The organism is Pseudomonas tumuqii (assembly GCF_013184545.1).
Lineage (GTDB): Bacteria > Pseudomonadota > Gammaproteobacteria > Pseudomonadales > Pseudomonadaceae > Aquipseudomonas > Aquipseudomonas tumuqii.
Genome location: NZ_JAAOJA010000025.1, coordinates 1 through 13925 on the forward strand (window position 1 = coordinate 1; position 13925 = coordinate 13925).

Annotated in this window: 7 protein-coding genes and 1 riboswitch; of the genes, 1 reads left to right on the plus strand and 6 read right to left on the minus strand. The window is 62.9% G+C overall.

The window, feature by feature from the left end; translation table 11 throughout:
* Window positions 1-195: 195 nt before the first annotated feature.
* Window positions 196-2835 (minus strand): DUF7507 domain-containing protein, encoded by a 2640-nt coding sequence (locus G9C89_RS23865; RefSeq protein ID WP_172153012.1) that lies wholly within the window; start codon window positions 2833-2835, stop codon window positions 196-198.
* 728 nt (window positions 2836-3563) lie between these two features.
* A riboswitch (cyclic di-GMP riboswitch) is annotated at window positions 3564-3638 on the plus strand.
* 68 nt (window positions 3639-3706) lie between these two features.
* Between G9C89_RS23865 and G9C89_RS23870 the strand changes: the two genes are divergently transcribed.
* Window positions 3707-6043: an Ig-like domain-containing protein gene (locus G9C89_RS23870; RefSeq protein ID WP_172153014.1), complete on the plus strand. Its 2337-nt coding sequence runs from the start codon at window positions 3707-3709 to the stop codon at window positions 6041-6043.
* Between the two features lie 94 nt (window positions 6044-6137).
* On the opposite strand, the gene G9C89_RS23875 is transcribed toward G9C89_RS23870, so the two are convergent.
* The 5 genes from G9C89_RS23875 to G9C89_RS23895 all read right to left on the minus strand — a co-directional run bounded on the left by G9C89_RS23875 (window position 6138) and on the right by G9C89_RS23895 (window position 13917).
* Window positions 6138-8438: a hypothetical protein gene (locus tag G9C89_RS23875; RefSeq protein ID WP_172153016.1), complete on the minus strand. Its 2301-nt coding sequence runs from the start codon at window positions 8436-8438 to the stop codon at window positions 6138-6140.
* A gap of 849 nt (window positions 8439-9287) precedes the next feature.
* Window positions 9288-11492 (minus strand): type II secretion system secretin GspD, encoded by a 2205-nt coding sequence (gene gspD, locus G9C89_RS23880; RefSeq protein WP_172153018.1) that lies wholly within the window; start codon window positions 11490-11492, stop codon window positions 9288-9290.
* Window positions 11493-11504: 12 nt separating this feature from the next.
* Window positions 11505-12221 (minus strand): hypothetical protein, encoded by a 717-nt coding sequence (locus G9C89_RS23885; RefSeq protein WP_172153020.1) that lies wholly within the window; start codon window positions 12219-12221, stop codon window positions 11505-11507.
* Window positions 12218-12811 carry a type II secretion system protein GspM gene (gene gspM / locus G9C89_RS23890; protein ID WP_172153022.1) on the minus strand — a complete coding sequence of 198 codons (594 nt, stop codon included), beginning with the start codon at window positions 12809-12811 and terminating at the stop codon, window positions 12218-12220. The genes G9C89_RS23885 and gspM overlap by 4 nt, the downstream gene beginning before the upstream one ends.
* The gene (locus G9C89_RS23895) at window positions 12808-13917 is read right to left on the minus strand and encodes a PilN domain-containing protein (protein WP_172153024.1); all 1110 of its coding nucleotides are present in this window, start codon (window positions 13915-13917) and stop codon (window positions 12808-12810) included. Before G9C89_RS23895 ends, gspM begins: the two co-directional genes overlap by 4 nt.
* Window positions 13918-13925 lie beyond the last annotated feature (8 nt).

Consider the following 13925-nt stretch of genomic DNA (forward strand, 5'->3'; position numbering starts at 1 on the left):
CGATCCACGCTTCCTCCCCACACTCGGTCGCCCTCATGCAGTTGCGCTTCACTTCGTTCGCTGTGGTCAGCTTACGGCGGGACTTTCACCCACAAGATTGCGCCCATGCTGGGCGCACATAAAAAAACGCAGGGCCATGCCCTGCGTTTTAGGTTTGTCCGCCTGGCGTCATCCTGACGCCAGGCGGGTTGCTGGTTAGAACGAGTTATCGTTAGCCAGGTCGCAACCCAGGTTGTTATCGGCATCCAGTGCCGATGCCAACGCCAGGATAGTCGCCCGGTCCTTGGTGGCCAGCGCCGCATTGACGTCGGCGATTATCTCCGCCGTTGTCCGCGGGAAGTCCACATCCGGGTGAGCGGCATTGAGCAACGAGGCCACCGCGGCGCGCAGCAGGATCTGCGCAGCACCGACCAGGTTGTCGCCACCACCGTAGTCCAATGCTTCGAGCAGGGTGTCGTCTCCCAGTTGGTTGTTGATCTGACCATTAGGCAGACTGAACACCGAGGTGAGCAGCTGGTTCGGGCTGTAGCCGGTTGGAGCCCAGCTTCCCGTGCTGTTCTTCCAGAAGCCCGGAGTGCAGCCTTCGAAGTCAGGCGGCGGCGGAACCTCGCAAGTAGCGCTGGCAGTGGCCGAGACCGGCGAGCTTTCCACGGCATCGCTGGCGCTGGCGACCACGGTATTGGTGTAGAAGCCGGCCACCGACGGTGTGTAGCTGCCGTTGTAGTTGACCGAAGCTCCCGGAGCCAGATCACCGAGGTTGAAGGTCACGTCGTCCGAAGGATCGGCTGGCGTGCCGTTGTCATCCACCACAGTGACACCGAGCAGCGCCACATTGCCGTTGTTGGTCACCGTGCCGTCGAACAGGATCGCCTGGCCAAAGGCCGGAGCGTCTGTGCACTGCTTGGTGACATCGATTGCCGGCAATACATCGGCTGCGCAGGTGGCCGAGGCGGAGGCATCCACCGGGCTCTGGGTCAGCACATCACTGCCCACTGCGGTGACGGTGTCGGTCGAGCTGGAACCACTGGCGCCGAAGCTTCCGTTGTAAGGCTGCGACTCACCGGGGGCCAGGATGGCCGGACCGAACACGATGACGTCGTCCGCCGGATCGGCAGTGCCGCTGTCGTCCGTTACAGTGACATTCTCCAGGGTGACGTTACCGGTGTTGCTCACCAAACCGCTGAACTGCACATCGATACCGGTACCACCGGCATTGATGTCCGCGGCGCAGACCTTGTCCACGGCAATCGCAGGCAAGACATCCGCCGCGCAGCTGGCTTGGGCGCTAGCCTCAACCGGCGAACCGCTCAGCACATCCACACCAGTCGCGGTGACGTTGTCGGTCGAGCTGTTCGTGCCACTGACGCTGAAACCACCGCTGTATGGCGCCGACTCGCCGGCATTCAGGGTGATCGGACCGAGTACGGTCACATCATCCGCCGGATCGGCCGTACCCTGGTCGTCCACCACTGTGACATCTTCCAGTGCCACGTTACCGGTGTTGGTCACGCTGCCGTTGAACAGCACGTCGATACCCGTACCGTCTCCGTTGATATTGGCGGTGCAGACCTTGTCCACGGCAATCGCAGGCTCGAGATCCGGCGAGCAGGAGGCATCGGCCGTAGCCGTCACGCTAGTGCCGTTGCGATGACCTACGGCGGTCACCGTATCTTCCGCCGGAATCGCCGTGGTGCTGTAGCTGCCGTTGTACGGCTGCGACTCACCTGCGGCCAGGTCGGCCGGACCGAAGACGATCACATCGTCGCCGGTATCGCCCGGAGTACCCATGTCATCGGTCACGGTGACATCGTGCAGGTCCAGGCCGCCGTCGTTGGTCACCACACCCTCGAAGTTGACCAGGATGCTGTTGCCACCATCCGTACCGTCCACCGCGGCCGTACACTCCTTGGTCACGGAGATGGCACAGAGGTCGAAGTCACCCAATACGAAGTCCTTCAACTGTGCGGTTTCCGAACGCGAACTGCGGGTCTCGGCGAGGAAGCTGCTGAAGCAGGGCACATCGCCGCCAATCAGCTTGGACACGTTGATGCCGCCCTCGTAGAAGCTCTCGAAGGGAATCCCCGCGAAGCCGTTCTTCGGCGTGTAAGGCCAGGCCGGTTCGCCGCCCAGGTTGTCGTGGTTGGTGATGGCGCAAGCGAGCTTGTCACCAGCACCATCGCACTGGGCGCTGGTGGTGAAGACATGCTGCAGGTTTTCCGAGACGTCGCCGCCGCTAGTCACCCATTGGTAGACCTTGATCTCCGGCACCGCGTTGGCGCCCTGGGGATACTCCACCAGGACCAGCAGGTCCCCCTCGACGTGCTCGCCGATGAACTGCTTATTCGGCCCCAGGCCGACAGCGTCCTGGAAGAACCAGAAGCCGGCGAAGGCGTCGCCGTTGTTGGCGAAGCGATCCAGGCCGAAGTAGATGATCAGGTCGCCCTCATCATTCAGGCTGTCGCCCGCGCCAGCCGGCACCGTGTAGGCAGCCGCATAGGCGTTGGTGATGTCGTCCTTATCCGGCACCGAGCCGTCCGTATAGCGCCATTCGGTGACATCGTTGATGTCCTTCGAACCGCCCTGGGTAAAGATGGTCAGGGGCGCCGGGTCGGCGAGGATGCCGGTGAAGGCGGCCGGGGTGCCCAGTTGGTCGCCCGAAAACAGGCTGCCCCAGTCATCGCCACCGCCGGCAGCGTCAACCGTGTTGCCATCCAGTTCGAAGAGTCCTGGCGGGTTGCCATCCACGGCATACAGGCCCGTGGTCGCGACTCCCGCCGCCAATGCCGCGGCCAGCAAGTAGCGCGGCAGCGTTCGTAGAAGATTGCGCGTGAACATAACCATGCTCCCTCGCCCTTGCTCTGCGCTCCTTGCGGCCAAGAACGTTGAGACCTTTATCGCTGCCAGCCCGGTGTCCTGACCTGGCGTGGGCTTCGTGGAGTACGCAGCCCCGGGGCGAAAGGTGCATTTAGCATCGGTTCCGAACGACGACAGTGCTGTCAGGGATACCGAACCGGAGACCCAAGGATCTCCTCGACAACAAGCATTCAATTACCGCGCCATAACTACAACAATATGATTTACATAGGTTTTATATAAATAACTGGGCATCGAAAGAGTCGCCGCCGCGTACTTGAGCGGTTGCGGGCCATAGTTGTGCCGCGCCTGATACAGCGATTGCCGTGCACGGGCGGAGAATTTTGCTGCAGCCCATGAACCATGCGGCTTGAGCGAATCATGGCTTTTCGCCGTAATTGTTACGGGGGTGCAACGTCACATGGGGGTAGGCCTGCCGAGCAGCCGCTGGTCGCCTCAACTCTCCTCAGCGCACCCCCGTCCTAGAGCCGGGAAGCCCTAGATCAGGGCTTCTGCCGGGGCATCCCGGCAGATACACAGAACGGTATTTTTCTTATGACTGATCTGTATAAAAAACGCACAAACACCGTGATAAAGTCCCGCCGCCTTAACAGGTGACCAGAATCTGAACAGCTTCTGTTCACCGATGAAATAGCCTGGCGGGACAAACCGTTTCGCTCTGTATGCAACCGCAACACTGAAAGCTCCTCTCCCGATAAAGGCAAAACCCGAGTAATCGGGCGACGCAAAGTTACGGGTCCCTTGCGGATCGCCGAACTGCCGAAGGAGGGCTTCGTCACGCACGGATGTGCCGTGAAGAGGATCTTTCGCTGTTACCCAAGCGAGGATTCTCATGATTCGCCCTTTCGCGCGCCTGTATCGTTTTGCCCTGCCGCTGGCCGTTGTCACCCTCTGCAACCTCGCCCCCAGCACTCTGCTCGCGAATACACACGCCGCTCACATACAGTCACAGTCCGGTAATGCCAGCACGGCTCAGGCCGCACGAGAATCCGCCAGCGCTCAAACGCTGGAGCTGCTCACCCTGCACAAACGTTGGCTGAAAGCCCCTGCCAGCGAGCGTGCGCAACTGCACCAGCAACTACTGGGGCAAGCCGAGCAGCGCCGACAATTGCTCGACGAACTGATGCAGAGCCACCCGGCAGAGGTGCTGCGTGTCGCCATTCCGGTAGACAAACAGCGTGGCCTGCCGCCCGAAGTCGTGGCCAAACTGGAGCAGCGGCTGGAGTTGGAAGGCGAGCTGGAAGTGCTCTATGAGGATTACCCGGATGGCTCTGCCAAGCTGCGGCATGTCCTGAAGACGCCCTTTGGCGAACGCTTCGAACTGCACTTCGCCCAGCCGCAGCGGCAGTGGCGCAGCGGCCTGCAAGTCCGCGCCCAAGGCTGGCTGCTGGAAAGTGCGGCGACAACAAGCAGTTTCACTCAGGGCGATATCGCCCTCAGCGATGACGAGAACGGCCTGATCCTGCTCGCCGATGGCGCGACCGGCACCACCAGCAGCGACGGCCTGGCCTACGACCTGCCCAATACCCTGGGCGCCCAGCGCACCCTGGCGATCCTGGTCAACTTCCAGGATGCACCGAGCAACAAGCCCTGGACCCTCAGCCAGGTCGAGAGCATGGTCTTTGGCAGCGTCAGCGATTTCTTCAAAGAGAACTCCAGCCAGCAGACCTGGCTGACCGGCAGCGTCGCCGGCTGGTACACCCTGCCGCTCAGCAGCACCAACTGCAATGGGTCTGACATCTCTCGCTACGCTAAGGAGGCGGCGCAGGCCGCCGGCTACAATCTGGCCCAGTACGACCGCTTTATTTTTGCCTTCCCGCCGATCAGTGCCTGCGGCTACTCCGGCATGGCCCAGGTGGGTGCCTGGCCGTCCAGCGCCTGGATCAACGGCAGCTTGACCCTGCGCACCCTGGCCCACGAGCTGGGCCATAACGTGGGCCTGCATCACGCCCACGCCCAGGATTGTGGCACCACCACCCTCGGCACCAGCTGCGTCGTCCAGGAGTACGGCGATACCCTGGACATCATGGGCTACTCCGGTACGGTCGGTCACTTCAATGGCTTCAGCAAGGAACGTCTCGGTTGGTTCGGCAGCGGCAATCTGCTGGATGTGAGCAGCGCCGGCAGCTTCTATCTCGAACCCAATGCCAAGGCCACCAACGCGGCCAAGACGCTTAGAATCCCCAAGGGCATCGACCCTTCCAGCGGCAAACAAAATTTTTATTACGTCGAATTCCGCCAGCCGATTGGTTTCGACGCCCAACTGACTGACCGTGGCCTTGTCTACAGCGACAACGTCTTCAATGGCGTCACGGTTCGCCAGGCGTCACCGGAACTGGGTCACGGCTATTTGCTCGACATGACGCCGGGCACCACCAGCGTAGACATGCGTGACGCGGCGCTGGTCGGAGGCCAGGTTTTCCATGACCCGGACAGCGGCGTGGCCATTACCACCGAGTGGACCGATGCCAGCCAGGCACTGGTCAGTGTCGACTTCAGCGGCGGCAGCGCGCCCATCTGCACCCACAACGACCCCATCGTCAGCATGACCCCGGGCCAGAGCACCTGGCTGCCAGCGGGTAGCAGCTTCAGTTATTCGGTCACGGTCACCAACATGGATGGCGCCACCTGTGCCAGCAGCAATTTCAGCCTAAGCGCCAGCCTGCCCAGCGGCTGGAACGCCAGCCTGCCCAGCAGCCTGAGTTTGGCCGCCGGCGCCAGCGCCAGTGCGACCCTCAACGTCACCGCACCAAGCACTGCCAGTGATGGCTTTTATAGCGTCGACGTCAGTGCCACTGCCAATAACACCAGCGCCAGCACTAGCGCCAGCTTCGTGGTAGACAACCCTATAGCGGCCAGCAACAGCGCGCCTACAGCGGTGGATGACTCGGTCAGCCTGAGCAGCATCGCCCCCATCACCATCGCCGTACTGGCCAACGACAGCGATGCCGACGGCGATGCCCTGAGCATCGTCACCTTCAACCAGGGCGCCAAGGGTTCGGTCAAGCTGAACAGCAACGGTACCCTGACCTATACCCCGGCCAAGGGCTTCAAGAGCAGTGACCAGTTCGCCTACAGCATCGGCGACGGCCAGAGCACGGCCAGCGCCTCCGTCACCATCAGCCTGCAATCCAGCGGTGGCAGCGGTGGAGGCAAAGGCCAGCGCTAATTCGTGTAGGGCGGGTCGATGCATAAAAGCAAGGGGCGCCCTTAGGCGCCCCTCTCTGGATTTGGCAGGCCCCCCCTCTGTGGGCCTCGCCTGGTTAGTTGCTAGGCGCCGGGCAAAGCGGACACTCGGCGGTATCTGTCTCGGTGTCAGCCGAGTTTCCCGAAAGCACCCCCACGCCCTCGGCCGTTGCGGTGTTGCTGAAGATCAGGCTGCTGTCGTTCAACGGCAGGCTGGCGCCCTCGGCAAGGCCAAGATCCGGCCTGTAGCTCTGCTCGAATTTCGCACTTTCGCCGAATTTCAGCGTGCCGGTGCAGCTGTTGCCTGCCAAGCAGTCGAACGCTGGGCCGCCCTCATCCACCCAGACCAGTTGATCCACCTGGTCGTCGCTGACTGTCACCGTCAGGGCTTCCCCTACGCCGCCTTCGCCGACGTTCTCTACCTCGATAACATTGCTCACTTCAACCACCAGTACGCCGTTCACCAGCTTCAGGCTGACGCCAGCGTCTGCCGGGTCGCAGGCCTTGGTGATTTGCAGTCCTTGCACAAACGTCGGTGAGCACCCGGTTACCTCAGCATCGTCATCGACGGTCACGTCGTCGAAGACGTTGCTGCCGCTGGCGGTGATGATGTTGCTGTGGTTCAACTCTTCGTTGTCGAAGGTGAACTTGTAGGCCAGTTGCACACCGGGCTGCAGGTCGTCGACGCCCAACTCGAATGCGGTTTCACCAGGATCGACGAAACCATTTTCGTTTACATCCACTACCACCTCGAAACCGGCGGTATCGAGGACGGTGTCGCTCAGGGTCACATCTTCCAGCTTGACGTTGCCATCGTTCAGCACAGTGCCTTCGATGATGCGCTGGATCAGGCTGCCGCCGTCGATAACGCTTGCCGCGCAGGTCTTGGTCACTAAGATGCTCGGATCGCCAGTGGGCGGGCATTCCACCGATATCGCCTCCTCCGTGGCGATTAGCTGCCCAGTGCCGGGGTCGAAGAAGCTCATGATCACTTTATCGGTGAACGGGGTTTCCTCGGTGAACGAGGTCAACTCGTAGTAACCCTCGTAGACCACCGTCTGGCCGCCGTCCAGGCTAAAGATGGCTTTGTCGCCGATGCCGCCGGGGGTGAAACTAGCGATATTGGCCTCCACGTCGCATCTGAGGTTGTCATTGGTATCGACGCACACCTTGGTGAAGGTCGTGAGTCCTGGGGTGCCCTCATCATCTGGACCACCGGTCTCGAATACCAAATCCTCCAGTTCGATATCCAGCGGCAAGCCAGTGTTGCTGACTTCGCCGTAGAAGGTGACGGTCACCGTGTCGCCGTTATCGCTGATCTCCGACTCGCAGGACTTGCTGACGGAGGCACCGCAGGCATCGAAGCCGCCGAAGGCGAAGTCTTCCAAACTGGCGGTTTCCGAACGGGAGGAACGGGTCTCGGCCAGGAAGGCGGAAATGCACGGGGTGCTGCCGAGAATGCCGGTCAGGTTGATGCCACCCTCGAAGAAGGTTTGGGTCGGCATGTCGCTGTCAGCGTTACCGCCCTTGGGCGTGTAGTCCCAGGGCGGGTTGTCCAGGGTCACCAGGTTGACCTTGGCGCAGGCCAGCTTGCCGAGGTTGTCGGTGCTGTCGCACTCGGCCTGGCTGGCGCTGTAGACCAAGTGCAGGTTGGGGGCGATATTGGGTCCGCGTACCTGGTTTGGGTCCCATTCGTAGACCTTGATCTCAGGCGTGGATCCGGAGGCCTGGGGATATTCCACCAGCACCAGCACGTCGCCGGGGTCGTCAGCGGTAGCCGCCACATGGCTGCCGGCGAACGGACCCTGGCCTCCTGGGTTGGGTACGCCGACGTCGGGGTTCTGGAAGAACCAGAAGCCGCCGAAGGTGTCGCCGCTGTTGGCGAAGCGATCCATGCCGAAGTAGACGATCAGGTCGCCCTCCTCGTGCAACGGCACCGAGCCCGCGGTGGCGCAGTCCACCACGGTGTTGTCGCTCACACTGGTGACGCAGACATCCGCCGGGGCGCTGAAGGCCGCGGCATAGGCGTTGGTGATATTGCTCTTGTCGGAGACGCTGCCCTGCTTGTACCACCACTCGGACACGTCGCTGACGTCCTTGGAGCCGCCCTTCCAGAAGATGGTCTGCGGCGCCGGGTCGGGCAGCACGCCGGTGAAGGTGATCATATTGTCCGGAGTGACGCCGCTGTGCAGGTCGTCCCAGTCCGTGGCGGGACCGGCGCCATCGACGAGGGTATTGCCCTCCAGTTCGAACAGGTTGAGGTCGTTGTCGCCGATGCCATCCACGGCGTTAACCACCGCCGAGCTGGCGATGCCAGCCGCTAAGATCGCGCCGAGTAGACAACTCGGCAGCTTCTTCATCAAGTATTTCGTACTCATCTGTCTGCTCCTTCACCTCAGCCTCTCAAGTGTGAAAGAGACTGCGGTGTTCAACCGCCCCTTGATAACGCAAGGAATAGCGCCGGCGCCGGGCATGGCCCTTATGCCGATGGGGAAGCTGTGCCTATGTGCAGGGTGCTAGCGGACTTCGATAATTTTGATTACAGCCACACGATGCCATCGAAATCCCTCTCCGGAGGACCGCCGACTCTCCTCGCCGCTTAGGCAATCAATTCCCGTGCCATACTTATAACTATATGTTTTATATTGATTTTTTTATCATGCGCAGATAGACCACGGTGTTATTGCATCACCAGGGAGACAATTGCAGAGAGGATTGTTAAGGCAGATTGACAGCATGCCCCCGACCTTGGCCAGGAACTGAAACCGAACTCCATTGATATCAGGTACTTGACCGCCCACAGGGGCCGTTGCGGTTGTACAGGCGGCGACACAGGTGCCGATCACGGGTGATGACGAATGCCGGAAAACGCGGGTTGGTGCCTGGCAAATGTTGTGTTTGATCGTTCCCGCATCGAGGCGTCGAACCGTCCGCGTGGGCATGCAGCCAGACACGCTCCGCGTCTCGGCACGGTGGACGCAGAGCGTCCCGAGCGGGGTAACCATCTAAATGTGAGCTGGATCGCCAGCAAGGACTGGGCGTCCCCCTGGCTCCTACTAGAGCTTCGGCTCCGTGCAACACAAAACCGGGACATAACCATACAAATCCCCGGATTTCATCCGGGCTACGAGGCTGCATCGCCAGCAAGCTGGCTCCTACGAAGAGCATCGGCTCCGTGCAACACATAACCAGGACATCGCCATGGGCTTGCGCCCGCGCGCCGGCACCTATTCGAACTGACGTCCCTGGACCTGCCAGGCATCCTGCGGCAAGGTCACGCCCTTCAGCTTGTTGCGATACTCCTGGGTGACGTCGTTGGCTTCATTGGTACTGGTGACCGCGGTCGGGGTGATCAGCACCACCAGTTCGGTGCGCTGGACCTGCTTGCCCTGGCTGCCAAAGGCCCAACCGAGCACGGGAATGTGGCGCAGGTAAGGCAGGCCCTCGTTGGTGCGGCTGTTGTTCTCCTGGATCAGCCCACCAAGCACCAGGGTCTCGCCACTCTGCACTGCCACGTTGGTATTGATCCGGCGCTGGGTGATGGTTGGCGAGTCGATACCGGAGGTGGTGGTCGGTTTGACATCGTTGACTTCCTGGGTGATCTCCATGGAGATCATGCCGCCCGCATTGATCCGTGGCTTCACCTCTAGCAGCACCCCGGTGTCCTGATACTGGATGGTGCTGGTGACCAGTGCGGAAACACCGGTATCGGGGTCGGTGACCGCCCCGCCGGTATCGGTGGTTTCCGAAGTGCGGATCGGCACCCGATCACCGACCCGAATGGTCGCGGCGCGGTTGTCCAGCACCATCAGGGTCGGCGAGGAAATCACATTGATCTTCGAGTCTTTGGCCAGCAGGTCGAGCAGCACCCGCGCACCGGCCGCATCGAACACACTCAGCGAGCCGGTAGGGGTCAGATCGGTCGGCGTGACCAGGGGGAAGCGACCGAGGGTGCCACGCACGTTCTTGCTGTCGATCGAGCTCTTGAAGAACCACTGCAGGCCATAGCGCAGCTCATCCTCCAGGGTGACCTCGACGATGGTGGCTTCCACCAGCACCTGCAGCGACAGCACATCGAGGCGCTGGATCGCCTGCAGAACCCGCTCGTAATCGCTGGGCGTGGCCATCACCAGCAGGGTGTTGGTCTCGTCATCGGCGATGATGCTGACTTCGCCCACTTCCAGGCTGGCACCCAGGCCGTCCGGGCCGATCAGCACAGGCTCGCGGCCGACCTCGACTTCGGTCTCGCCATCGGCCGCCGCAGTGGTCGAGGGTTGTGGTTCGCCAACGCGGTTCAACTGCCCACCGTCCTGCGGCTCATCCTCGCTCGTGCTACGCCCCTCGAACAGCTGGGTGAGGATATCCGCGATGGTTTCCGCCTTGCCGTGCTGCACATGATAGACATGCATGCTCACGCCCTGGCCGCCCTCCGCACGATCCAGGCGTTCGACCCAGGCACGGGCATCCTCCAGGTACTTGGCCTGGGGGGTGATCACCAGCAGCCCGTTGAGTCGCTCGATCGGCAGGAAGCGCACCATGCCCGCCAACGGCCCGCCGGCGGAGTCGCCGAAGATGGCCTCCAGCTCCTTGAGCATCACCTGCGCCTCCACCGCCTGCATGCGAAACAGGCCGACCGACATGCCGCGCAACTGATCGACATCGAACACCTGCACGGTATCGCGGATGTTGTTGAGTTCCTCCTGGGTGCCGGCAACCAGCAGCAGGTTGCGCGTCTCGTCGACCTGCATCAGGCCCTTGACCGGCTTCAGCGGCTCGAGAATCTTCAGTAACTCGCCAGCAGAAATGTAGCGCAAGGGGATGACCAGCAGCTGGTAGCCGCGCGCCTCCACCGGATTCAGCCGGGGCACCAGGGCGCTCGATGGCGCGGACTCGATGGGCACCACTTCGTAGAAATTCTGCGACTTGACCAGCACCGCGCCATTGACCTGCAACAACGCCTCCAGGGTCGGCAGCAACGCCTCGCGGGTCAGCGGCCGGCTGGTCTGCAGGCTGACCGTGCCGCTGACGTTGGGGTCCAGCACGTAGTTCAGGCCGAGGATCTCGCCGAGGATGATCTTGACCACCTCGGCGATTTCCATCTGCTGGAAATTCAGGGTGATCTCGCCTTCCTGATCCGGCGTTTGCCGGGTCATGCCGCCGAGATCGACCATGTTGCCGGAGCCGCGGTAGATCTCGGCGCGGGCCGCCGGGATGGCGGCAACGGGCTGCTCCGCCGGCGCGTGGACCAGCGGTCGTTCCGCGGAACGCGGCTGCCGCACGCTGCTGGGCGGCGGTGTCTCGGCCTGCTCGGTCCTTTTCCCCCAGGGATTGTCGAAGGTGGCCCGATCGCCTCCCGGAGTCGTCGCGCAAGCCGCCAGCAGCAGATAGCTGCAGAGCTGGAATGGGCGAGCCACGATCCTGAGCATCTTCATCTGGATTCTCCTCTACCCCTGCTGGGCCGGCTCGGCAGGTGCCGGGGTGTCCGCTGGGGGGGCTGTCTTGTCCGTGGGGGCAGCCGGTTTACCCGGCTTTTTCTGCTTCTTCTGCTTCTGCTTCTGCTTCTTGTCTTTCTCGGCCGAGTCTTCATCCGCCTCGGCGGCGACGACCGGCTCGCGCAGCGGCATGCGCACCTCGCTGGCGCCATTGCTGAGCAGCACATGATCGCTGCCGATGAATTCCAGCCGCCATTCGTCAGCCAGCACCATGCCCTGCTCCAGCAACAGGCGCTGCTCGCCCTGGCGCTCGCTGAAGCTGGCCAGCTGGCGACCTTGCTGCATGGCGATACCACTCAGGCGCCAGGCCTCGCGCAACTGCTCGCTGTCGAGGTTGGCCTGCGGTTCATCCTTGAGCACCGGTGGCCGACGGGTGTTGCTGAACAGGGGGCGCTCGATCATCTCCCGGTACTCGTCGAGCGGCAGCGCTTCGCCCGCCGGCTCGGCGACGAACTCGGCGCCGGGCTCCACTGCCGGCACGCTGGCCGGCTCACTGGCAGGTGCGCTGGCGGGCTCACTCGCTTCCTCGACGGGTGTTGTTACGGCGGGCTGCGGCACCTCATCGGCAGCCATCAGCGCCGCCACCACGGCCGGCAGAAGCAGGAGGACGATCAGCACCAGCACGGCCAGTCGCCAGTGCGTATGCAGCAAGTGCAGCAGCGCTTTCATTGCACCTCCCCGCGGGCAATAAAGCCCCTCAGGTCGAAGGTGATATCCAGCGACGGTACGGCCTTGAGATCCGCCGCCTGGCGGATGCGCTGCATGTCGACCCGCGGGTTGCTGAGCACCACGATGTTTTCCACCAGCAGCAGCGGCTGGTGATTCGCCAGCTCATGCAGCAGGCGCACCAACTGCTCGGTTTCGCCGCGCAGGTGCACCTTGATGCCCACTGCCGGCAACGGCGCCTCGGTCTCCTCCAGGCTGAGAATCTGGGTACTGATCACCTGGGCGCCAATCTCACCGATCAGTTGACCGATCTGCTGTTGCAGCTCGGCGCTGGCCAGCGCCGGGCGGGTCTCGGCGAACACCAGGCGGGTAACCGGGTCGCTGCGCTTGAGTTCAGCCAGCCGCGCCTCCTGGGCGGGCAGCTCGGCGACCAGCCGTTGATAGACCTGCAGCCGCTGCTGCAGGCCGGCGATAATCTCCTCATCGGACTGGAACCGGCTGAGCAAGGGACCGATCACCAGCCACAGCAGCAGGCTGACCGCGGCCAGCAGGATCAGCACGGCGAGCAACTGGCGCAGGCGCAGCGGGATCATGGGGCCTCCTGCGCAGGGCGGCGCTCGGCGATCAGGCTGAAACGATCTTTCTGGGTACGTGGGTTGCTGGTGATCGGCGAAGCGTAGCTGACGTTCTGCAGGGTCTTGGATTGTTCGAGCAGCCCGATCAATGCCGAGGCCTCGCCGGACTCACCCTCCAGGCGCACCCGCTCGCCGCTCAGCTCGAAGCGACTGAGCCAGGTGGTGTCCGGCAGCAGGGTGGTCAGCTCCTTGAGCATGCCCAGCACCTCGCCGGCATGGGCCTGCTGCTCGCTCAAGTAACGCCGCCCCGCCTCCAGTTGCTCCAGTTCGGCGCGCACCGCGGCGGCGCGCTCGGCCGCCGCCTTGGGCGCATCCAGTTCGGCAGCCAGGCGTTCGGCGCGCTGCTGCTGTTGCAGCAGTGGGAACACCGCCAGCGCGACCAGCGCGAGCCCTGCCGCGATCTGCAGCCGGCGATTACCGCGCAAGCGGCTGCCGCGGCTGCGCTGCCGGCCTCCCGGCAGCAGGTTGATCGCCTGGCCACTGCCGCGTCCCGCGCCCTCGTCCAGGGTGACCAGCGCAGGGTGCACGCCGAGGCTGTCGAAGCGCTGGAGCAGTTCATCCAGGTACTCGCGCAGCACCACCTGCAGTTCCACCTGCAAACGCTGATGGCGGCGGTCACGCTCGAGAATGCGGAAGCCGAAGTACACCTGCTCGCCGGTAAACGGGGTGTGCCGATCCATCTCGAAGCGCAGCACGTTGCCCAGCCCGGCCTCGGTGGCAGCCGGCAGGCTGAGCACCTTGCGCAAGACCTGTTGCGGCGGGAGCAGCAGGATCACCTTGGCCGCCGTACCCAGGCGCTCGAGTAGCACCTCGAGCAGCTCCGGCGGCAACTCGCCCTCGGTACTCAAGGCGCCGTCGACCAACGTCTCGCGCTGGCTGAAGCTGCCAAAATCGAGACTGCACTGGCCCTCGCGCAAGATGATGAACAAGAGATTGCCGCGCCGCCGCAGGCGATCGCGCCAGCGCTCTGGAACAAGGCCGAGCAACTCCTGGCTCCACCATTGCCAGAAGCGCTGCGCCAAGGCGATCAGGGAGTCCGTCGCCGCTTGCAAACGGTTGTTCATTGATTGTC